This window comes from Fibrobacter sp. UWH6, assembly GCF_900142465.1.
Classification (GTDB): Bacteria; Fibrobacterota; Fibrobacteria; order Fibrobacterales; family Fibrobacteraceae; genus Fibrobacter.
Map to the genome: position 1 here is coordinate 20,453 of NZ_FRAX01000020.1, position 22,446 is coordinate 42,898.

The 22,446-nt window shown below is 47.3% G+C and carries 15 protein-coding genes; 12 read left to right on the forward strand and 3 right to left on the reverse strand.

All coding sequences use genetic code 11. The features are described 5' to 3' along the window. Nucleotides 1-29: 29 nt before the first annotated feature. The gene (locus BUB73_RS14165; RefSeq protein WP_073286847.1) at nt 30-3,050 is read left to right on the forward strand and encodes an AAA domain-containing protein; all 3,021 of its coding nucleotides are present in this window, start codon (nt 30-32) and stop codon (nt 3,048-3,050) included. Between the two features lie 124 nt (nt 3,051-3,174). Here BUB73_RS14165 and BUB73_RS14170 read toward each other — a convergent pair whose 3' ends face one another. After that, entirely contained in the window at nt 3,175-3,432 is a 258-nt protein-coding gene (locus tag BUB73_RS14170; protein ID WP_083539804.1) for a hypothetical protein, read from the reverse strand. 479 nt (nt 3,433-3,911) lie between these two features. Here BUB73_RS14170 and BUB73_RS14175 point away from each other — a divergent pair, with 479 nt between their 5' ends. From BUB73_RS14175 to BUB73_RS14195, 5 genes are all read left to right on the forward strand, one after another. Further along, nucleotides 3,912-5,048: a PDDEXK nuclease domain-containing protein gene (locus BUB73_RS14175; RefSeq protein ID WP_073286850.1), complete on the forward strand. Its 1,137-nt coding sequence runs from the start codon at nt 3,912-3,914 to the stop codon at nt 5,046-5,048. A 418-nt stretch (nt 5,049-5,466) separates the two neighbouring features. Continuing rightward, nucleotides 5,467-6,288, forward strand: a complete 822-nt coding sequence (gene dinD / locus BUB73_RS14180; RefSeq protein ID WP_073286851.1) for a DNA damage-inducible protein D — start codon at nt 5,467-5,469, stop codon at nt 6,286-6,288. A 110-nt stretch (nt 6,289-6,398) separates the two neighbouring features. Then, the gene (locus tag BUB73_RS14185) at nt 6,399-6,746 is read left to right on the forward strand and encodes a hypothetical protein (protein ID WP_073286854.1); all 348 of its coding nucleotides are present in this window, start codon (nt 6,399-6,401) and stop codon (nt 6,744-6,746) included. A 185-nt stretch (nt 6,747-6,931) separates the two neighbouring features. Then, entirely contained in the window at nt 6,932-7,294 is a 363-nt protein-coding gene (locus tag BUB73_RS14190; RefSeq protein ID WP_073286857.1) for a helix-turn-helix domain-containing protein, read from the forward strand. A gap of 118 nt (nt 7,295-7,412) precedes the next feature. Continuing rightward, on the forward strand, nt 7,413-9,086 hold the full coding sequence (locus BUB73_RS14195) for a right-handed parallel beta-helix repeat-containing protein (protein WP_073286859.1): 1,674 nt from the start codon (nt 7,413-7,415) through the stop codon (nt 9,084-9,086). Here the strand turns inward: BUB73_RS14195 and BUB73_RS14200 are convergent. Then, complete coding sequence (locus BUB73_RS14200; RefSeq protein WP_073286862.1) at nt 9,043-10,002, reverse strand: alpha/beta hydrolase; 960 nt, start codon at nt 10,000-10,002, stop codon at nt 9,043-9,045. The genes BUB73_RS14195 and BUB73_RS14200 overlap by 44 nt on opposite strands. Before the next feature lie 248 nt (nt 10,003-10,250). On the opposite strand from BUB73_RS14200, the gene BUB73_RS14205 reads away from it, so the two are divergent. The 5 genes from BUB73_RS14205 (at nt 10,251) to BUB73_RS14225 (ending at nt 17,487) form a co-directional block, all read left to right on the forward strand. Further along, a complete protein-coding gene (locus tag BUB73_RS14205; RefSeq protein WP_073286865.1) occupies nt 10,251-12,329 on the forward strand; it encodes a family 43 glycosylhydrolase in 2,079 nt (692 codons plus the stop codon). A gap of 327 nt (nt 12,330-12,656) precedes the next feature. Continuing rightward, complete coding sequence (grpE, locus tag BUB73_RS14210; protein ID WP_073161490.1) at nt 12,657-13,316, forward strand: nucleotide exchange factor GrpE; 660 nt, start codon at nt 12,657-12,659, stop codon at nt 13,314-13,316. A gap of 117 nt (nt 13,317-13,433) precedes the next feature. After that, complete coding sequence (gene dnaK, locus BUB73_RS14215; RefSeq protein WP_073161491.1) at nt 13,434-15,335, forward strand: molecular chaperone DnaK; 1,902 nt, start codon at nt 13,434-13,436, stop codon at nt 15,333-15,335. Nucleotides 15,336-15,607: 272 nt separating this feature from the next. Then, on the forward strand, nt 15,608-16,753 hold the full coding sequence (gene dnaJ / locus BUB73_RS14220; RefSeq protein ID WP_073161492.1) for a molecular chaperone DnaJ: 1,146 nt from the start codon (nt 15,608-15,610) through the stop codon (nt 16,751-16,753). 158 nt (nt 16,754-16,911) lie between these two features. Next, the gene (locus tag BUB73_RS14225; RefSeq protein ID WP_073286868.1) at nt 16,912-17,487 is read left to right on the forward strand and encodes a flavodoxin family protein; all 576 of its coding nucleotides are present in this window, start codon (nt 16,912-16,914) and stop codon (nt 17,485-17,487) included. Nucleotides 17,488-17,869: 382 nt separating this feature from the next. On the opposite strand, the gene BUB73_RS14230 is transcribed toward BUB73_RS14225, so the two are convergent. Then, nucleotides 17,870-19,909 (reverse strand): glycoside hydrolase family 30 protein, encoded by a 2,040-nt coding sequence (locus BUB73_RS14230; RefSeq protein ID WP_254795034.1) that lies wholly within the window; start codon nt 19,907-19,909, stop codon nt 17,870-17,872. Nucleotides 19,910-20,064: 155 nt separating this feature from the next. On the opposite strand from BUB73_RS14230, the gene BUB73_RS17035 reads away from it, so the two are divergent. Beyond that, entirely contained in the window at nt 20,065-21,921 is a 1,857-nt protein-coding gene (locus tag BUB73_RS17035) for a glycoside hydrolase family 43 protein (RefSeq protein WP_073286871.1), read from the forward strand. The last annotated feature ends 525 nt before the right edge of the window (nt 21,922-22,446 follow it).

The following is a 22,446-nucleotide window of genomic DNA, read 5'->3' on the forward strand; positions in this document are numbered from 1 at the left end:
TTCCCGTATTTTCAGTATATATTCCTGGTATGAGCGTCGCAAGAAACATATTCAGAGCAATTCATGAGGGCCGTTGGCTCTCTATTGAGTATGTCAATGCCGAAAAAAAGACAACGCATTATTGGATTAGCATAAACAATATCGAAATCAAGAATAAAGATGGGGTGGAGAGGGCACGGTTAGATACAATGGGTCTTCATTTAATGACCCACGAATGTAGCCAGCGTTATCTTTATTTTGATGGAATCCAATATGCTGAAATTATCGAGGGAACATTTGCGCTTCGCAATACGACTTTGTTGCATGATTTAAATGCGAATCCATCTCGATATGCCTGCATTTTTAGCAATGTTCACAATGTCAAGATACTGAATTATCTCCAGGAATGCCAAAAACTTTCATGTGATAACCGAGAAAAGAAATTTCGGTTGCTAGAACATCTTGATGAATCTCAATTTGTTAAGGGATGCTATAAGCTTACTCAGGAAGAATGTGATTCTCTCATTGAATATTTCCAAAAGAAACAATCAAAAAAATCAAATTCTGAATTTATTGCATTAGAACAACTTGGGTTGAATAAGCTGAGCATTAAGACCGATAAAGGTCTTTATGTGTTGGCCTATAATGAATTGTTGTTTGATATCGAAAATAAAGCACTGAGAAAGTCTCCAGAACCAAAGATTTTGACAAGATTTGTTCTGAGAAATGATGTTGCAACCGAAGTCATTAGAATCTCCCGCTATTTGCATGAAGATGAATTCCTTTTGCTTGAAAACTTTGATGCAAATGAAAAACAAATCAAGGATTTGATTATAAAGAATGGACGGCTTTCCCGTGGTGAATTGTTAGATGACATGCCTCATATCGTCGCCTTGGAAACAACTTCTAATGATTTGACGAACGAATATGATTCAATTGCATTATCATTGCAGTCAGGAAGTGTGACTACGCCCCTCCGTGCGTTCTTTGGCGAATTTTTAAGCAGATCTCGCAAACGTAAGAACTATCCCATTGCGCTGCTAGATAATAATGTTAATCTAGATCAGTTGTTGGCAATTCATAAAACGCTTAAATATCCGATGGCTTATATTCAGGGACCACCGGGAACTGGAAAAACAAGAACCATTGTCAATACCATCATAAGCGCATTTTTCAATGATTGTACCGTTTTATTTTCGTCACAAAATAATCAACCGGTAGATGGGGCTTTTAAACAACTGATATCAATTACAGTAGATGGAAAAGATGTTCCTTTCCCAATTTTACGTCTTGGCAATAATGAAGAAGTCAAGAAGTCCATAGGATATATTAAGGGACTCTTTGAACGTACAAAAAATTGGACAGTAAAAGACGAAGCATTGACTATATTCTCAAACGAGAAAACAGAAAATACGTCAAAACTAGCTGAATATCTTGAAACTTACGAAGATAAGCTTGATTTACTTGAACGAGAAGATGCTGTAAATGATTTTCTGGAAAAGAATACCGCTTTTGATATCGGCATAAATTTACAGAGCAAGCAGTTAACTCGCATTAGATCAAAATTGGCAGATATCGGTGAAGTTAATACGGAAAAAGCATTGAGCTATTTGCCCAATGACTATGAAAAATTCCTGTTTTTCATTCGTTTTAAGTCAGCAAAATGTATTCAGCGACTGAAGGAACCCAAATATAGGGAACTTTGGAAAATTATTGATTGTGAAAATGCAGATGATGCAGTTGCTAAATTCAATCGCTATCTGAAAGAAGATGCGAATCTGGAAAATTTATTGAAGGTTTTTCCTGTTGTAGCAACGACTAATCAATCCGCAAAAAAGTTGGGTTCAGCCAAAGTTCATTTTGACATTACAATATTAGATGAAGCTAGCCAATGTGATATGGCAATGGCGTTGTTACCAATTTTACGCAGCGAAAGTTTAATGCTTGTAGGCGATCCTCAGCAATTAAATCCGGTCATTACATTAGACGATTTGGACAACAAGCGACTAATAAAAAAGTACGGAATAGCCGATGAGTATGACTATAAAAAGAATTCCATATACAAGTCATATTTGGCTGCCGATTCCATTAGTGATGAAGTTTTGTTGAGTCATCACTATCGTTCTGCAAAGGAAATTATCAGTTTCAATAACAAGAAGTATTACAACAATAAACTTCAAGTAATGACAGCTAAAAAAGAGTTGCCACCTCTGATATTCCAGGAAACGGCGAATGAAAAGCCATTTACTCGTAATACTTCTGCAAATGAGGCGGATGCCATAGCTGAATTTGTAGCCAATCATCCGGAAAAGTCAATTGGAATTATTACACCTTTTGTAGCTCAAAAGGAAATGATTGATGAAGCCTTAAAAAATCGTGGTGTGTCGGCAACCTGTGGTACGGTTCACACGTTCCAAGGCGATGAAAAGGATATTATCCTGTTTTCTTTGGCATTGACGCAGAGAACTGCACAAGGAACTTATAATTGGTTTGCTGATAATAAGGAACTGATTAATGTTGCGGTGTCTAGAGCTAAGGAAGAACTGGTTCTTTTCTCTAACACACCGACGATAGAGCGCTTGCACAAGGATAATGATGATCTTTATGAACTTGTGCAATATGTCAAGACAAAAGGCGAGTACAAAGTTACGCCAAAACATTCTCATTCAAGAGCTTTGGGATTAAAAACATATAGCACAAAGATGGAAGACGACTTCTTTGAAAATATAAATCATGCTTTGAGCATTGTTGATCCCCATAAACGTTATTCTGTAAAAACACAAGTTCCTGTCTCACAAGTTTTTCAACAGAATACCTGTGGAGAAAGCATTTTCTTTACAGGCAGTTTTGACTTTGTTCTTTATGAAAAAGATGGTCGTTCAGAAGTTCCTTTACTCGCTATTGAGTTAGATGGGGAAGAGCATCGCACCAATGAAAACCGAAAAAGATGTGATGCTGCAAAAGAACGTATATGCAAATCACACTATTTTAAGCTTCTTCGCATCCCTAATTCTTATGCAAGACGTTACAATCACATCAAGGAAATCTTGATTGATTATTTTAAACGATAATTTTTAGAGTGCAAATTTTTCCCAATTTTAGTGCAATTCAAAATTGCACAATTAATTGCGGTTGAAATTTTCGTCCACAAAAACTTTTCATACAACCATTTTTCCGGCGTGGGGAAAATAGTCTCTAGAAATATGTTCTATTCATCGATTCAAGTAATTCCTCGTTAAGAGTATTATCTAAATCGGGAATCACGCTGTCAATGGAACAATAGGGGCAAAGCGCAGTGTCTTCGCCATCATCTGTCCACTTTGTGATTTCAGACGGAGCGAACAATCGTTTGCAATAGAAACATCCACATTGAGTTGCTGTGGACAAAACGTCCCTGTTCCTAAAGCTGAGCTTATGAAGTTCATCGAAATTCATGTAAAGTAATATAGTCATTTTGACATCTTTTAAGTGGATTATTTTTTGACAATCAAAGTACTTGAAATTTCTCTTGCATTTGCATATATTTCATTCTGTAATTCATCAATCCTTGTGACAGTCGACATAGACTTACAAAAGTCCGTACGTGCATTCGCGGCAAGGTTCATTAACCATCTGGTTGATGTTGTTGGATAGCTGGCAGGAGACGCAGCCTGCTCAAGAGCGTAAGTTCGCCGCAAGGTGAAATTGCGCCAGGTAACGCCGGAGAATACCTCCGCCAACAACAAAACTAGAACATCTTCATAATCAAAAGCATGTTATTGATCATCTTCCCGGCATGGGGGAAATGATGTTCTTTGCCGTTGTGGTTCTGCGGAATCACGACATAGGAGATTTTTATGGTAAAAAAGGTTGTTGGCGTGAGCCGCGCTGTTTTCCAAAATGTGAAACGCTGTCTCACAAATTGACTTGGAGTCATTAGCGAGGAGGGCAAGATGGATAAGGTCAGTCCGATTTACAATAATATTGTTCAGCAGATCAAGTCTGCTATTCTTGAGAGTCAGCTGGAGTCCGCCCGAGCAGTCAATCAGCAAATGCTTTCTCTGTATTACGCCATTGGTCAGTTTGTTTCGGCGAATTCACGGGAAGGTACCTGGGGAACCGGCGCAATCGAGACAATCAGTGCGCAGCTTAGACGCGAAATGCCCGGACTGAGGGGATTTTCAGCGACAAGCATTAAGAAAATGCGTCAATTTTACGAGAAATGGGAAGAGTTTTTAAATCGCCCGCCAATGGCGGGCGAATTGGAAAAGGCTGAATTTGACATAAAAACGCCAATTATACCCATTCACGCTCTAATAAACTTAAATCGTTCGCCAATGGCGGAAGTTTTGAACTTCTCCGATTTCCTTGCACTCAGTTTTTCACATCATATGGAGATTTTAGAGAAAACGGATTCTGTAGAGGAACGAGCGTTTTACATCCACCAGGCCGTTTTGAATCATTGGGACAAGTACACCCTGCGGGAATACCTTAAGGCAGACCTGTTTCATCACCAGGGGCAGATATCCAACAATTTCGCGTTGACACTCCCGAAAACGCTCCATACGCAAAAGGCCATTTCGATGTTCAAGGACGAGTACCTCCTGGATTTTATCAATGTGGAGGAATTGGGGGAGCGCAACCCGCAGGATATTGACGAACGCGTGGTTGAAAAAGCCATTGTCCAGAATGTCAAGAATTTCATTTTGACCTTCGGCAAGGATTTTACGTATGTGGGCCATCAGGTTCATATCGAAAAATTTGAACACGACATGTGGGTGGACCTGCTCTTTTTCAATCGAGAATTGCGCAGCCTTGTCGTTGTCGAACTTAAGACGGGCGAGTTTAAGCCATCTTATTTAGGCCAGCTGGCTGCTTACATGCGGGTGTTGAATGATGACGAACGCAAGTCTACTGAGAATCCTGTAATTGGCATAATACTTTGTCAAAATGCCGACAAAACCTTTGTGGAATACTTGCTTCAGGATTATAACCAGCCCATGGGTGTAGCCACCTACAAGGCGATGCCTGAAAAACTTAAATCAGTCCTACCCGACGAAAAACTGCTCCTGGAGGCAATGCGCAAGTAAATCATTTTGCCGATGTTGGCAAAATGGTTACTATATTGACATTCTTTACTCTTTTGCATATATCTATCCATGTAATTCATCACTCCTTGTGACAGTCGACATAGACTTACAAAAGTCCGTACGTGCATTCGCGACAGCGGACAGCACTAAGGAACTTGTTCCTTAGTGCGCATGGCCACCAAGGTGGAGGTTCATTAACCATCTGGTTGATGTTGTTGGATAGCAGGCAGGAACACGACCTGCTCGAACGCGCGGCATTTCGCCTTGATCGTTTGCCGCGCCAAGTAACGCCGGGGAATGCCCCCGCCAACAGCAAAAGCTAGAACCTCCAATCTCTACGCAACGTAGGGAACATCTCTCAAAACAAGTAAAACTAGAAGTCGCTTTCCCTGCGAAAGGGAAGGCTTATGGAGGCTCTATGGCTAAAAAAGAAATCTCAACTTATTCTCAGCAAACTTTTGAAAGCATCAAGCATGTAGACGAAAACGGTGTCGAATTCTGGTACGCGAGGGAACTGCAGACAGCGTTGGAATACACACAATGGCGTCGTTTCGAAGATGCTGTTGATAGAGCAAAAGTGGCGTGTGAAGCTAGTGGAATTGAAGTTACAGACCATTTTGCCGACGTTGGCAAAATGGTATCCCTTGGCTCCGGATCTGAACGTGAAATCAGCGATGTCAAGCTTTCTCGCTATGCATGTTACCTTATCGTAATGAACGGAGACCCTCGTAAAGAGGTAATTGCACTTGGACAGACGTACTTTGCGGTAAAGACTCGTCAGCAGGAGATTGTAGAAAACATTGAACAGTTGTCTGAAGATGAAAAACGCTTGGCGATTCGTGATGAAGTTACTATCCGCAATAAGTTCCTGGCTAGCGCAGCAAAGGCTGCCGGAGTCGAAACTCCTGTGGACTATGCTGTGTTTCAGAATCGCGGATATCAGGGCTTGTATAACGGCTTGAGCATGCAGGATATTCATAAGCGCAAAGGGCTGAAGAAAAGTCAACAGATTCTGGATCACATGGGCGCAACAGAACTTGCCGCAAATCTTTTCCGCATCACACAAACAGATGATAAGCTGCGCCGCGAGAATATCAAGGGCAAGGAGAACGCGAACGAAACGCACTTTGCCGTTGGGCAAAAAGTCCGTCAAACAATCAAGGAACTTGGCGGAGTTATGCCCGAAAACCTGCCCACACCAGAGAAAAGTGCAAAACAATTGAAAAGATTAAAGAAATAAGGTCGTATTTTTATGCGTTTTACCCAATTGTGAACACAGTGTGTTCACAATTGAATCGGACTAAGTATTTGTGCAAAACAAAACCTATAGTAGTCAGTTATGGAGGAAAAATGAAAATTGCACCAGCTACAGATCAGTATGACTTGCCAGAATATCTTTCGCTGCAGTTCGTGTATCTTCACGGAATGTTGGAGGAAAAATTTGGAACAGACCTTTGCCTTGTTCAGGCGGGGATTGTTCCGCCTATGGGAATAAGTATTGTTGAGGTTGAAGGCGTTGAAGAGCCGTGTATCGCATTCCTTTGGCGCTATGAAACGGCAAAAGTCGAATGTATTAAAGATGGGCAAGGTCGTGATGCATTGTGGAATGGATATCGAGGATTGATTGTTGCCCAAAGCGACCGAAAGTATATGCATGAGGCTTTGGACAAGTTTATTGATAAGGCGTTGGTTATATGATTTACGTTGCCCTAAATGCGGCAGTAAACTAAGAATTCCGGGATGATGATATGAAAATAAGGAAATATCTTGAAATGTACCCCAAAAAAGGGTATATTTATGTATGAAGTTCGAATAACAAAAAATGCGCAAAAAGGAGTAGCAAAGGTCTTGTCAGGAAAATGTTTTAACGATAGAGGTCTATTATGTTGGCAGTCGTGAAAAAGCCCCATATTGAAGTTCGAGCTCGTCGAATTCCTAAGGCTATCATTGTTTTCTTGCAAGATATGTATAAGCCAGAAAATGTTGTAATTAAGGACGATGAGTCTGATTCCTGGGAAGATACGGACTTGTTTAAAAAACGTTTCACGGAATCAACTCCCGGTGAAATGATTTTCGCCAGTCGTGATATGCGCGGCTGGTCTCAAGCTGCACTGGCAGAGAAACTTGGCAAGTCTCCACACTATGTTTCGGATCTTGAAAACGGGCGTCGAGCGGTGTCCAAGAAAATGGCTGTTGCGCTTGGCAAGGTTTTTGAATGCGACCCGTCAATATTCTTTGAATTTTGATCATTTTGTTGGCGTCGACAAAATGAATCGCTTTACCTAATTGTGAACGCAGTGCATTCATAATTGCCTCGTTGATGATTTTTCATTTATTTACTATAAATGAAAGCAAGAGGTGTTTATGGACAAGAAGTTCTTTTTTTCGTTAGGGTTTGCCCTGTTGGCGGCCCAGGCCTTTGGCGCAACCTATTATGTGGCTGTTGGCGGAAACGATAATGCCGTCGGTTCCAAGGAAAAGCCTTTCGCTTCCCTCAACAAGGCGAACGACGTTGTGAAGGCGGGCGATACGGTCTGGGTTCGTGGGGGAGTCTACGACCTGAACGACACGGTTTACTACAAGCGCTACGAGATGACGGCGGGCATTCTTTTGACCGCCAGCGGCGAAAGCGACGACAAGCGCATTTATTATTTCGCGTACCCTGGGGAGCGCCCGATTTTTGACGGCACAAATCTCCCTATCGGTCAAGCCTGCAGGAACAAGGGAAACATCGACAGCGTCATGACAACGTCTCCCATTGTGGTGGCGGCAAAATACTTGCATCTAAAGGGTTTTGAAGTCCGCAACACTCCCATGAAATGCAATTCCAATTCCGGAATTTTCCTTTACGCCAGTAAGCATATCATTCTTGAACAAATCGACAGCCATCATAATGCGGGCCCGGGAATTTTCATTCATGACGGAGCCTCTGGAGGCGGTGGCCATCTTGTGTTGAACTGCGACGCCCACGACAATTACGACCCCACGGGCTGGCAGGGCGATGGCGAAAATGCCGATGGCTTTGGCGTACATTATCAGTACGATGGCGATACTACAAGATTTGTGGGATGCCGTTCCTGGTGGAACAGCGACGACGGCTATGACGTTCTTGCGCAGGAATTCCCTGTCATTGTAGAAAACAGTTATGCCATGGGCAATGGTTATATCAAGTATGGAACCGCAACGCCTCCGGGAGTAAATGGTCACGGATTCAAGATGGGTTACAGTCGTACAGGTGCCGGCCATCATATCATCAGGAATTGTGTGGCCTGGAATAACGTAGCTAACGGTTTTTATTCCAATTATACCAATGCTGGCAGCACTTGGATCAACAACACCGCTTATAAAAATGGAGACCGCTCATTCGGCATGGCCTCCACTACTTATGATGCGGATTTGAATCGCACGGCAGATGTGATGCCCTTGTTTGGCGACAACGCCCACGTGCTGAAGAACAACATTGCCATCCCGAATAAGAATTCCCAGATTGGATCTTGCTGGATGAAGGATGCAACTCACGATGTGTATGTGGATTGTCCTACTGGCGAAAACAACACCTGGAACTTGAAACTGGATTTGACAGAAGATGACTTCATGAGTCTCGACGATCCCAGCTTGACGGTAACGGGCGAGGACCTTTCCAAGATTCCTGGAATTTTGGGCCCGCGAAATCCTGATGGTAGTGTTCCCGATTTGGACTTCTTGAAATTGAAGGAGGGGAGCCGCGCCATCGACAAGGGCGAAAACATTGGCCAGTCTTTTGTAGGGGAGGCTCCGGACCTGGGCGCTTATGAATTCGGAATAATCAAGTCCAGCAGTTCTGTTGCATCTAGTAATTCCGTCGCGGAATCCAGCAGCTCCGACGGCACGACTTCCATCAACACGAACGTCGCAACATTCAAGGTGATCTCTGGCGAAGCAACCGTATTCGACTTGCAAGGCCGCTACCTGGGAAAAATGCAATTGGAAAAAATCAAAACTCCCGGCATCTACCTCATCCGCCAGGGAAACCTCCTGCAGAAAGTCCACGTGAAGTAGATGCGAAGATAGTATTTTCTTTAAAGAATTCGCACTCCTCGTCATTGCATAAATGGGCGAGGGGGAGTTTCATGTTCACGTGAAAAACGTGGGAGATTTCCTTAGTTTCGGCGTTACCGTAGGACTTAAAGACGTGGGGGAGGTTCAGCCTTGAAAGAGCCTTGTCCATTTGGTGGTTCTGCAATTTCAGGAAGTCGTACTCGCCCGTCATTACGAAGGCTGGCGGAAAATTGACTGTCAGATAGTCCATCACGTTCATGTATTCGCAACATTCTTCCAGATGTTCACCGAATAGGTCCAGCATGATGTCGGCGTGATTGTCGCGGTCTTCCGTCAAGTCGTATACGCCGCAGTTCAAGGCAACAGCCCGCGGAACAAAACCTGCTGGTGGGTTGATTGCCGCTGGCTTCCCGAACCATTCCTTGGAAGCGTCCTGGACTTTCTTGGCGTATTCCGGATTCACGCAATAAATTGAATAAAGTGCCGCGTAGTTTGCTCCGGCGGAATCTCCCACCATAAAGATGTTCTCGGTATCCAGATTGTACTTGTCGGCATTTTCCAGGACCCAGTGCAACACGGCGTCTGTATCTTCCAGGGCTGCCGGGAACTTGTATTCGGGAGCAAGCCTGTAGTTGAAATTCACGCAGGCAAATCCGCGCTGGGCAAGGCTCATCAGGTAGTACTTATAGGATTCCTTCTGGCCGTACACGAAGGCTCCGCCATGAACGCTGATGATTACCGGTAGCTTCTGCGCGGCATCCTTGGGAATGTATAGATCCAGCAGATTCCAGTCCCCGAATTTCCCGTACGGAATATCCTTGAACGCAATCACGTCTGCAGGCTCCACGAGCCCGGCATCACGGGACTGGTCGGCTGCAAGCCATTCAACACGATATTTTTCACTGGTCTGGGACATAAGAACCACCTATATTTTAAAATGAATTTAGAATGATTTCTTTAATAAAATAGGCTGTTTTAACCAAATAACCGCCTCCCCCGTACCTAGAAATATTTGTTCTATAATGCGGATTATGTAAACTAAATAATCTAAAACAAAACAAGGCTTTTGAATTTTTTGCAAAAGGGATTGCATTCTGGAGAGTTTTATACACCTGTAAAGGAAATATCTTTGTCTCGTGGTGATAACGATGTTTGGAGATAAAGATGTTTGGAAAACTCTTGTCGGTTTCTTCCCTGTTGGTTTTGGCTGGGACGGCGTTGGCTCAGCAACCAATAATCACGACTAACTACACGGCGGACCCGGCTCCCTATGTCCATGGCGATACAGTCTATTTGTATACGACCCACGACGAAGACGATGCCGACGGGTTCTTGATGTACGATTGGCTTCTGCATACTTCCACGGACATGGTCAACTGGACAAGCCACGGGGCTGTGGCATCCTTGAACGACATCAAGTGGAGTACCAGGACCAATGGAGCTTGGGCAGAGCAGGTTGTGTTCCGCAATAACAAATGGTTCATGTATGTTCCTATTCACGGCAACGGAATTTCTGTCCTGGTGGCAGATAATCCCTACGGCCCCTTTAAGGAACCTCTGAACAAGGCCTTGGTTTGGCAGCGCGAGCATTGGAACGACATCGATCCCACCGTATGGGTTGACGATGACGGCCAGGCCTACATGTACTGGGGCAATCCGGATCTCTACATGATCAAGCTTAACAAGGATATGATCAGCACCTCCGGCAATATTGTTACCCACCCCAAGGTCAAAGATTACCAGGAAGGCCCTTGGTTCTACAAGCACGACAGCCATTATTACATGGCCTTTGCTTCCACTTGTTGTGCCGAAGGTATCGGTTATGCCATGAGCGACTCCCCCACGGGTCCCTGGACTTACAAGGGCGACATTATGCCCCACTCCTCCCGCAGCAACGGAAACCATCCGGGTATTATTGATTATAAGGGAAAATCCTACGTCTTTGGCCATCATTATCAACTTTGGCATCAAAAATCCGACAAAATGGGCCTAAAATTCCAGCATAAGGAACGCCGTTCTGTTGGCGTTGCCGAAATGAAGTATAATGCCGACGGTACTATCCAGAAGATCGACTGGTGGCCGGATAATGGCGTGGCCCAGCTGGAAGATTTCAATCCCTATAAGCGTGTAGAGGCCGAAACCATGTCCTGGGGCGAAGAAGTGAAGGTCCGCAAGAGCGGTGCCGCCGGCAATACGGTTCTCACCAATCTTACCGACGGCAAGTACACCAAGATCAGCGGCGTGGAATTCGGTGACGCCGGTGCAGAATCTTTCTCAGCCTCTGTCTTGACGGTAAAGAAGGCGTCCTCCGTTACGGTTCGCCTGGACAAGGTGGATGGCCCCGTGGTTGCCAAGGCTGAATTTTCCAAGGACGGCCTTGTGACTGTGCCTGCCGAAGGAGCTGTTGGCAAGCATGACGTATTCTTCATGTTCGCTGGAGATTTCGAGGCTGATTACTGGGAATTTGAAGACAGCAAGGCTGCGGTTCCCCAGGGCCCATTCTGCGAAGCTTTGCTGAAGGATCCCGAAGCCGAGTGCGAATTGCCGGTTATCGGGGCTACGGTCGAAGGCAAGAAGAACATCATCGAATTCGAAAACTACGATGTGGGCGGCGCCGGCAAGGCCTACTACGACATGGATACAGAAAACAAGGGTGGAAAGTACCGCGAAGACCGGGTTGACGTGGTTGCCATCAAGAGCGAAAATGGCGATGGTTATGCCATCGGTTACACCCAGAAGGGCGAATGGCTGGAATACACCGTGAATGTGGAAGTTGACGAAGCCCTCCCCTACGAGATTTCCTACGCGACCGGCATGGAGCGCGCCGGTATCCAGCTCTTCATGGATGACGAACCTATCACCGATGAACTGGAACTGGTGGGAACCGGAGATTTCGACGTGTACACCACATTCAAGGGCAAGACTACCAAGGAACTGGCCAAGGGCGAGCATGTGCTCAAGGTTCTAATGACGACCGACTATGTCAATCTTGACAAGATTGCTTTTGGCACTGCGGAACTCCATACAGACTTTTTGATGGAATCCCCTAGACTGGCAAAGAGGGGATTGCATGAATTCAAGGTCTTTGACCTGATGGGACATCAGCTTGGAAAGTTCAAGCTGAACGATGCATCCCTGGTTGTTGATTTTAAGACGGAACTGAGAAACGCCGGATTCAATAATGGAGTTTACATAGTCCGATACGCCTCGGGACGGGCTTTAAGAATCAACTTGGAACGATAATTTAACCTTTCCGTTATTTATCCCACTGGGGCTGCGCACTTCCCCGGTGGGACTTTTTTTACTGAAAACACTACTATCATGTTTGATTGTAATGTGCCGGATTTTCCGGCGGCATGAATTTAGCAAGGTTGACGTCTTTTGAGGGCGTTTTTGGGGGTTGGACGTTCACTTTGCAAACAGTTGTTTGCAAAATTCTTCATTTTTTTATAAAAAATCCCATTCCTAGCTTGATTTCGTCATTGTTTCAAATAGAAACACTTGGTGTTGCGTTGGGGTTGGCACGGTTTTTGCAAAATAAAGGGCGAAATTTAAACACAAGGAATTAATATGGCCGACGAAAATTTGCAGGAACCCTCCGCTGAAGAACGCGCAAAGTTTGAAGAAGATGTACTTAAGGCAGCCCAGGACGCCATGAAAATGGAAGCCGAGGCCAATGCCGAAGCCAGTTCCGAAGAAGCATCCGCAACCCAGGATTCCCCTGCCGACGCCCAGGCTTCTGAAACGGCGGAACCTGCCGCAGAACAGGCTCCCTCCGCCGAGGATTCCCTGAAGGCTGAACTTGCTGCCGCCAACGACCGCAACCTGCGTCTGATGGCCGAATTTGACAACTTCCGCCGCCGCAGCGCACGCGAACAGCTTGAAATCATTGAAACCGCCAACGGAAAGCTCCTGGAAAAGCTTTCTGAAGTGCTGGATAACTTCGAACGCGCCTTCGCCGCCGAAAACAAGGCCAAGGACCTGGATACCTTCGAAAAGGGCATGCAGATGATCCACGACCAGTTTGCCAAGGTTCTCACCGACGCAGGTCTCGAACAGCTGGACCCCACCGGCCAGGAATTCGACCCCAACTGCCACGAAGCCCTGATGCAGCAGCCTTCCGAAGAAATCCCCGAAAATCACGTGGTGACGGTCTTTATGAAGGGTTACAAACTGAAAAATAAGATCCTGAAGCCCGCCAAGGTGATTGTTTCATCTGGCAAGGCATAATAAGGAATTGTTTCAAATTAAAACGTTTTGCTGTTTGGCACGGAATTTGCATTTAGTTCGGCGAAACAGATTGGTTCGCAAAATGAACCACAAGAGATTTAAATAGGAGACTCAAAAATGAGCAAGATTATTGGTATCGACCTTGGTACAACCAACAGCTGCGTTTCCGTTATGGAAGGTGGCAAGCCCGTAGTGATCGCAAACGCAGAAGGTTTCCGCACTACCCCGTCTATCGTCGCATTCGGCAAGACTGGCGAACGTCTCGTTGGCCACGTTGCTAAGCGTCAGGCAATCACCAACCCCGAAAAGACCATTTACTCCATCAAGCGCTTCATGGGCCGCTCTGCTGGCGAATGCTCCGCTGTGGAAAAGAACATGCCCTACAAGCTCGTCGGTTCCGGTTCCGATCCCATTCGCGTGCAGATCGACGACAAGCAGTTCGCTCCTCCCGAAATTTCTGCTGCAGTTCTTCAGACCATGAAGAAGATTGCTGAAGACTACCTGGGCGAAACCGTTTCCCAGGCTGTGATCACCGTTCCGGCATACTTCAACGACGCTCAGCGCCAGGCTACCAAGGACGCTGGTAAGATTGCTGGCCTCGAAGTTCTCCGTATCGTGAACGAACCGACCGCTGCTGCTCTCGCCTACGGCCTCGACTCCAAGAAGAGCGAAAAGGTTGCCGTGTATGACCTCGGTGGTGGTACCTTCGATATCTCCATTTTGGAAATCGACGACGGTATGTTCTCTGTGAAGTCCACCAATGGTGACACCATGCTGGGCGGTGACAACTTCGACGAAGTCATTATCGACTGGATCAACGACGAATTCAAGAAGGAAAATCCCTCTATCGACCTGAAGAAGGACAAGATGGCTCTCCAGCGTTTGAAGGACGCTGCTGAAAAGGCCAAGATCGACCTTTCTGCAACCACTTCTACCAACATCAATCTCCCCTTCATCACTGCTGACGCTACTGGCCCGAAGCACTTGGACCTTACCCTCAGCCGTGCAAAGTTTGATCAGCTGACCGCTCACCTTGTTGAACGTTCCATGGAACCCTGCCGCAAGGCTATCGCCGACTCTGGCCTGTCTCTGTCTGAAATCGACGAAGTGATCCTGGTTGGTGGTTCTACCCGTATTCCGGCCGTCCAGGAAGCTGTGAAGAAGTACTTCGGCAAGGAACCCAACAAGACTGTGAACCCCGACGAAGTTGTGGCCATCGGTGCTGCAGTTCAGGGCGCAGTTCTTAGCGGCGACTCCGCTGTGAAGGACGTTTTGCTCCTCGACGTGACCCCGCTTTCTCTGGGTATCGAAACTCTCGGTGGCGTCATGACCAAGCTCATCGACCGTAACACCACCATTCCTACCAAGAAGAGCCAGGTGTTCTCTACCGCAGAAGACAACCAGCCGGCAGTGACCATCCATGTTCTCCAGGGTGAACGTGAATTTGCTCGCGACAACCGTACCCTCGGTAAGTTCGACCTCACCGACCTCCCGAAGAAGCCCCGCGGCGTTCCTCAGATCGAAGTGACCTTCGACATCGACGCCAACGGTATCGTACACGTTTCCGCTAAGGACAAGGAAACCGGTAAGGAACAGTCCATCAAGATTACTTCCTCCAGTGGCCTCTCCGAAGACGAAATCAACAAGATGGTGAAGGACGCCGAAGCCAACGCTGCCAAGGATAAGGAACAGCGCGAACTGGTAGACGTCAAGAACCAGGCTGAACAGATGGCTTACCAGGTCGAAGCACAGCTCAAGGAAGTTGGCGACAAGCTGCCGGCCGATACCAAGGCTCAGATTGAAGCTGCTATCCAGGAAATCAAGGACAAGAAGGACAACGGCACCAAGGAAGAAATCAAGGCCGCTATGGACAAGCTCCAGAACATGATGAGCTCCATGGCTCAGGCTGCTGGCGCTGCCGGTGCACAGCCGGGTCCTCAGCCGGGTGCTTCTGAACAGCCGAAGTCCGACAAGAAGAACGACGGTCCGGAAGTTGTCGACGCTGAAGTTGTTGACTAATTAACAGGTACGAGGTCGCTCGCAAGCTCGCTTTCAGGGCGCTACGCTTTGAGGTATGAGGCTTGAGAGCGGATCTCTCAAAAGGTGTTTTCCTGTCTTTTGAACGGGAACACCTTTTTGCATATAAAAAGGCTGCAGGTTCGAGGAAAGAGGTTCACTCTGATCTGTGATTTGCGCGTAGCGCCTTGATTCAACTCAAAGGGCGAAGCCCGGCCTCAAAGCACCGTAAGGTGCGACCTCAAACCTCAAAGCTCCGAAGGAGCGAGCTCAATATGGCAGATAAAAGAGATTATTACGAAGTTCTAGGCGTCGGTAAGGACGCAAGTGCTGACGAAATCAAGCACGCTTATAAGAAGCTTGCCATTAAGTACCATCCGGATAAGAACCCGGGTGACAAGGAAGCTGAAGAAAAGTTCAAGGAAGCTGCAGAAGCTTACGACGTGCTCTCTAATCCGGAAAAGCGCAAGAACTACGACCAGTTTGGCTTTAACGCTCCTGGTGGCGGTTTCGGCGGTGGCGGATTTGGCGGCGGTGGCTTCGGAAGTTTCGAAGACATCTTCAGCCAGTTTGGCGATATCTTTGGCGGTGGCTTTGGTTTTGGCGGCGGTGGCCGTGGTCGTAGCCGTAAGGCAGGCCCTCCCCGCGGAAACGATTTGCAGATCAAGGTGGCCCTGAGCTACAAGGAAATCTTCGAAGGTTGCACCAAGAAGGTTCGCCTGAAGCGTTATACTCCCTGTACCGAATGTAACGGCAAGGGTGGCGAAAATGTTACTGAATGTAGCACTTGCCACGGCACCGGCCGAGTACGTCGTGCAACGGGCGGTTTCTTCCAGATGATTTCTGAAAGTGCCTGCCCCACTTGTAATGGTATGGGCGAAGTCATTGCAAAGCCTTGTTCCAACTGCCGTGGCGAAGGCCGTGTGCAGGAAACCGAAGAAATCTCCATCAAGATTCCGGCAGGTGTTTCTGAAGGCCAGTACCTGAATCTCCGTGGCGAAGGTAACTGCGGTCCTCGTGGCGGTGCTTGCGGCGACTTGCTTGCCGTAGTGACGGAAAAGCCCGATGACTTCTACACCCGCGAAGGCGATGACCTGCACTGTGAAGTGAAGGTTCCCGTACATCGCCTGGTTCTTGGCGGTACCCAGCGCATTCCTACTCTGGAAGGCGACGAAGTGCAGATCAAGATTGCAGCCGGCACTCAGGCTGGCAGCATCCTACGTCTCCGTGAACAGGGACTGTACCCGCTGAACAAGCGTGGAGACCGCGGAAGCCTCTACGTCGAAATCGGCGTTGAAATTCCCAAGGATCTTTCCAAAGAAGAAAAGGAACTCTACCAGAAGCTGGCCGAACTCCGCAAGGACAAGGAAACCGCCCAGGAAGAGAGCTTCCTTGAGAAGATGAAGAATCTGTTCAAGTAACACTTTTAGGTGTCTTCCTGAGCGAAGTCGAAGGATCTAGTTATAGAGTCCCCGAGGCAATAAAAGCCCCGGGGATTTTTTATGGTTAGATTTTATTTTTATGAGTAACACATCTCTTACCTATTGGTGTTTAATAGAGGTAAGTGAGCAGGATTGTTATGAAAATTTTGATTTTAAATGCCAGCCCACGCCCTAAGGGTAACATCAGCTCCATGCTTCGCGTCATGGAAGACATGCTTGTCGCCAGCGGTGCAGAAGTGGAATTTATTGATGTCTGCAAGTTGCAGGTTCGCCCCTGCATCGGTTGCATGAAATGCCGCAGTGAACGCAAATGCGTTCTGGCAGAAGATGATTCCCAAAAAGTTCTATGCAAGATTCAGGAATGCGATGGACTGATTGTGGGCTCTCCTTGCTATTGGGGGAATATGACGGGGCAGCTGAAGGTGTTGTTTGACCGAATGGCCTACGGCATGTTGGATGACAGCGGGCATGGATTCCCCAAACCTTTATTGAAAGGTAAGAAGGCTGTTATTGTAAGCACCAGTACTACCCCGTGGCCCTTTAACGTTTTGTTTAAGCAGACCTCTGGCGCGGTGCGGGCCATCAAGGAAGTGATCGGCTGGTGCGGTTTCAAGATTGTGGGCTCCGTGCAGAAAGGCGGCACCCATATGCGCCAGGGCTTGACTGATAGCGAGATTATGAAATGCCGGAAGGCGGCAAGAAAACTACTTTGATTGAAGATGCCATCCTACCCCCTGTATTGGGGGGATGGTGCTAGAATGTTGATGGCGGTCTAAATGTGCGAAAGTTCTATTTGGACCGCCGTTTTTTTTCACTTTTTAAACTTGTTGGCTGTCTAAAAACGAAATTTAAGGGGTTAGACCGCCATTTTCCCTTCTGAAGTATTTCTGTAAAGTGTAAAATGATGTTTTTTCTGGTTTGTAAGTGAGTAAATGGCGGTCCATATTTCATTTTTTTTGATTTGGACCGCCACCCTTCAAAATTTTAGCTGAAAAATTGGCGGTCTAAATGGGCAAAACGTATTGTTTGGACCGCCAGAATCAGCGTTTGAACGAATTAGAAGTAACGATTTAAAATAGAAATGTGTGAATTAAATTAGCGAACAACCTTCAAGTACATGCTGCGGCCGGATTGGTTCCGGAGTTGTATGATATAGCCTTTGCGAGGGGCGTTGCCCAAGGGTATAGTGGCAGGGCCGTTAATCTGGCGACGGGTCAGCAGAACACCTTGCAGGTCATGGATTGTCAATTGCATGGGCTGAACTGGAGCAGTGATATGCAGGTCTCCCCCGCTTCTCGATACATGAATGAATTGCGGTGTAGCTTGCAGAACGATGATTGAATTCGTGGTGTCGCGACCAGTCGTATCGACAACGGAGGTGTCGGCGGTACTTGTATCCACCACATTTGTATCCGGTTCCACAAACGGGTGTTCCGGATCGTTCACCACCAGCTTGAAGGTCATCTTGCTTTCGCAACCGGAGCCATTGACGAATGTGGTCTTGTAGTAACCGCTGTTCTGCCACTGTAAATTCTTGAAGCGGACTTCGCGACCCAAGTAATAGAAGTTATCAGGGCCACTCCAAGTCCAGCGGCCACCATCCCAAGGATGAGGGCCAATAACCAGAGAATCACCGGGATTGACTGTAATTTCTGTAGTTTCGTTCCAGCTGCCATCGTGAATCTTGACGTAAGGAATAATGGTATCTGCAGCACATTTTCCTTCGCCCTTGACATCGTCGATGATCAGGGTGACCAGAGACTGGGCGGCGACAGTAACATTCAGCGAACCACCCGAGATAGCGATGTCAGCATCTGCCTTCAATGCGGCAGGCAAGGTAAAGCGATTGACTTTTGCCTTGGTTCCTACGGCGTCAAACTTGCTCAAATCAAAGGTGTATTTCGCATCGGTGCTGCCAGTATTCAATACCACCAGCACCAAGGAACCGTCTTCGCGGATAGCTGCCAGGGTGTTGCTGTTGTCGCTATCGATAAAGCGGGAGCCTGGGCGAATGGCGCGGCTAAAGGCGGCGTGCATGTAATAACGGGGTGCATAGCTAAAAGTCTGGCTCTTGTGATTTGCTGTAATGGTGCGCCAGTTCTCCGCCGGGTCAGAAAGCTGCCAATCCACCCAAGCGCTGGCGTGCATGTCTCGCAAGTCGTGGAGAATCACGTCCGCCATCCAGAGGGTAATATCCAAGTCGCCGCTACGATGGAGTGGGCCGGATTCAGACTGCCAAATACGCTTGTCGTTGGCAAAGGCGGCGTTATACAGCTTGCCGCGGGAATCGTAGCCGGAATAGCTGTGAGTGTTCACCTGGAACATATAGGATTTTGCTTCGTCGCTATAGCTGTTGAAGCGGGCCAAGGCGTCACCGATGTTGGATTCGTCGGCGGCACTGACGGAAGTTTCCGGGAAGAGTCCCTTTTTCTTGAGGGCCTTCCCCAGTTCCACAATCATTTCGGACTGTTTGTTCTTGAAGCCACAGCCTTCCTGGTCGCCGTTGGCCTTCCACCAGCCAGCACTAGGTTCGTTGAAAGGTTCCACAGTGCGGAAGGTGATGCCCCATTCTTCCTTGAAATGCTTTGCCACTTCGGAAAGGTAGTCGGCGAAATCGTCAAAGTAGTCGGACTTCAGGTTGTCTGCGCCGTTGACGCCACCAGAAACGCAGCCGCTGTTGGTCATCCACCAGGGAGGGGAATTGGAGAAAGCTTCGAAAATGGGATTCTTTACCTTCTTGGCTAGGCCGAAAAGGATGTTTCGTTGGGTGGGGTCTGCGGTCCAGTCGAAATCGCCTTTTTCAGTGGGCTTGTACCCGGGAATTGCGGCTCCCCCGTCGCCCTTGGTCAGGTGATTATGTCCCGGCTGGTCTCCCCCGCCGATATTGTAACGGAAAATGTTATAGCCCAGGCCCGAATCCGGGTCTGCAATGGCTCCCAAAAGTTTGGTGTAATTGGCTTCGCTCCAGCCGCCGGCCAGTTCCGCCCACCAGCAAAGACTGGTGCCCCAGCCTTCGAAATGCTGGTACTTTTTGCCAGGATCCACCACAACCTTGGTCTGTGCGTTTGCCCCGCCAAAAGCGAGAGCCGTAAACACAGCCGCCCCAATAAACTTTTTACCCAATCTCATGAACATAAAAATCTATTATTTTCTTCTAAAACGGATAAAAAATATGCCTCCCCCATGGACAAATTATCCTATCAAAATGTTCTTTTGGTTTACTAGAGCGCCTTATAAAACATATATTCCCACTAAGCAAGGCATTTGCCGCGCAGATAGGTTGGGTTTTTATGAATTTTAAGAGGTTTTTGATTGGTTTTGGCGTGTGTGCCTCGGTTTTTGGAGTTGCTAGCGCTGCCAGCGTCTCGGATTGTGCGTCCAATTTGAAAATTGACGGTGTTCTGACCAATCTTTATAAGGATTTGAAGTTGCCGGCCAACGGTTCGGGGATTTCTGGCTGCGAGAACATGCGTTTTTACTGGACCTCCAGCGATACCACCTTTTTGAAGAACGACGGAACCATTGCAGCCCGCCTCGTCAACCAGAATAAGACGGTGCAGCTGTCCGTGAACATCACCGACGGAACCCAGTTCGAAACCAAGAAGTTCGACGTTTCCATTCACGGTTACGAACCCTATTCCAACTATCTTTTCATTTATTTCCCGGCCAACGACAACGAGAATATCTATTACGCCATCAGTAACGACGGTTACAATTTTGCTGCCATGAATGGTGGCAAGCGAGTGGTGGCCGCCGATACGGTCGCCCTGAAGAAGGGACTTCGTGATCCCCATATTTTGCGCGCACCCGACGGCTATTTCTACATGGTAAATACCGACATGAAGAGTGCCGAAGGTTGGGCAAGTAATCGCGGCATGGTGCTGATGCGCTCCAAGGATCTGGTCAGCTGGACTCACAGTACGGTTCATTTCCCGGACAAGTACAAGGGTACTAATTTTGCCAACGTGACTCGCGTGTGGGCTCCCGAAACTATCTGGGACAAGGATTATCAAAATGCCGACGGCAGCAAGGGTCGCCTGATGATTTACTTCTCCTTGCTGACCAACGACGGGACCATTCCCTACGACAAGGTTTATTACCTGTACGCCAACGACGACTTTACCGATGTGCTGGGCAAGCCCACCTATTTCTTTGACCGCGGTTCCGCCACCATCGATATGGACATCGTCTACAACGATAACGACGGACTTTACCATGCCTTCTTCAAGAACGAGGGCGACGGCGGCATTTGCAAGACTACAGCCAAGACTTTGACAGCGCCTGCCGGCAAGGAAGGCTCCCAGTGGAGCAAGCCCAGCGGCACTCTGCAGCAGACCAAGGAAGCGGTGGAAGGCGCAGGCGTCTTTAAGCTGATCAATCAGGATTCCTGGATTCTCATGTACGACTGCTACATGAACGGTCATTACCAGTTTACCAGCAGCCCGGACCTGACCAACTTTACCTTTGTGCAAGACACCAAGATGGCGGGGGCATTCACTCCACGCCACGGCACCGTGCTGCCCATTACCGCCAAAGAAACGGCTGCCCTGATGAAGGCCTTCCCCACTGCGGATTTCGAGCCCAAGGTGTTTGATATTCCTGAAACTGTTGCCAAGTTGGATGACGGCCAGGTGGCTGTGAAGCCTTGTTCTGGAACAAAGATTGTGCCTTATGTAAAGGTTGGGGATAGTTGGACAGAGACTACAGACCTTTTGGTAGAACCGGGTAGCAGCATTACCTTTGGCCCCCATCCTTGGGACGGGAAGATTTGGAGTTGGAGCGGTCCTGCGGAATTTGGTGCAACCACCCGCGAAGTCGCCCTGAATGATTTGCAGTGGCAGAACAGCGGCATTTACACCGTGGAATATACCAATGAAACGGGCTGCAAGAGCTACGAGAAAATCAAGGTGGTGGTAAACGATCCGGAACACCCCTATGTGGAACCGGAGGAACCTGACACAACGCTCGCCGATACAACGGAAAGTATTGGCCGCTGGAACGTAGAGTTCTCCGCAGTTCCTGTTCGTGTCCAATATTTCAACATGAACGGAAAACTGCTGCCCGGAAAGCCCAGGCAGCCTGGTATGTACCTCCGCAGGGAATTCTTGAATAACGGACAAGTTCATACTCAAAGAATCCGTCAATAAGGTACATTTAGAAAACGCAATAAAACCGCTCGCGAGTTCAGCTGAATTCGCGGGCTTTTTGTTGCCTCGTGGGAGGCGTCAAAAACGAATCGTTTTACGATCTACTTTTCTTCTGCGGCGTCCTTAGACTTTGCTACAGACGCTGATGCTACATGCTTTCGCCTGGGAACGAGGTGCCGCTTGACGGGACCATTCCCTGCATGGGTTGGCATCGCTTTCGCCTTTGCCGAGAGAGTGTTCGTGACGTGGGTTTCACCCACGGATTCGCATTGACCGGTAAATAGGTGATGGTTCATTGCCATATGTATTTAAAAGATACTACACATTTTCCAGATGTCAACTTTTGAAGGACATTTTTTTGCCGCAATAGCACGAAGAATTCAAAAAACACCTTTTTTCGGACATATCCCTTGTGTGGCTAACGAACGTTAGTTAGATTTTAGCTAACGTTCGTTAGTCAAAAGGAGGATAGAATGTTTATTTACTGTTTTTTTTATATATCTTTCGGTAAAAATCTTCAATGGA

Bases quoted from the DNA above. Each gene is read 5' to 3' on its own strand.
- BUB73_RS14170 (WP_083539804.1), bottom strand. From the start codon at position 3,432: ATGACTATATTACTTTACATGAATTTCGATGAACTTCATAAGCTCAGC.
- BUB73_RS14230 (WP_254795034.1), bottom strand. From the start codon at position 19,909: ATGTTCATGAGATTGGGTAAAAAGTTTATTGGGGCGGCTGTGTTTACG.
- dnaJ (WP_073161492.1), top strand. From the start codon at position 15,608: ATGGCAGATAAAAGAGATTATTACGAAGTTCTAGGCGTCGGTAAGGAC.
- BUB73_RS14200 (WP_073286862.1), bottom strand. From the start codon at position 10,002: ATGTCCCAGACCAGTGAAAAATATCGTGTTGAATGGCTTGCAGCCGAC.
- dnaK (WP_073161491.1), top strand. From the start codon at position 13,434: ATGAGCAAGATTATTGGTATCGACCTTGGTACAACCAACAGCTGCGTT.
- BUB73_RS14185 (WP_073286854.1), top strand. From the start codon at position 6,399: ATGAAAATTGCACCAGCTACAGATCAGTATGACTTGCCAGAATATCTT.
- BUB73_RS14225 (WP_073286868.1), top strand. From the start codon at position 16,912: ATGAAAATTTTGATTTTAAATGCCAGCCCACGCCCTAAGGGTAACATC.
- BUB73_RS14205 (WP_073286865.1), top strand. From the start codon at position 10,251: ATGTTTGGAAAACTCTTGTCGGTTTCTTCCCTGTTGGTTTTGGCTGGG.
- BUB73_RS14195 (WP_073286859.1), top strand. From the start codon at position 7,413: ATGGACAAGAAGTTCTTTTTTTCGTTAGGGTTTGCCCTGTTGGCGGCC.
- BUB73_RS14165 (WP_073286847.1), top strand. From the start codon at position 30: ATGAGCGTCGCAAGAAACATATTCAGAGCAATTCATGAGGGCCGTTGG.
- BUB73_RS17035 (WP_073286871.1), top strand. From the start codon at position 20,065: ATGAATTTTAAGAGGTTTTTGATTGGTTTTGGCGTGTGTGCCTCGGTT.
- BUB73_RS14175 (WP_073286850.1), top strand. From the start codon at position 3,912: ATGGATAAGGTCAGTCCGATTTACAATAATATTGTTCAGCAGATCAAG.
- dinD (WP_073286851.1), top strand. From the start codon at position 5,467: ATGGCTAAAAAAGAAATCTCAACTTATTCTCAGCAAACTTTTGAAAGC.
- grpE (WP_073161490.1), top strand. From the start codon at position 12,657: ATGGCCGACGAAAATTTGCAGGAACCCTCCGCTGAAGAACGCGCAAAG.
- BUB73_RS14190 (WP_073286857.1), top strand. From the start codon at position 6,932: ATGTTGGCAGTCGTGAAAAAGCCCCATATTGAAGTTCGAGCTCGTCGA.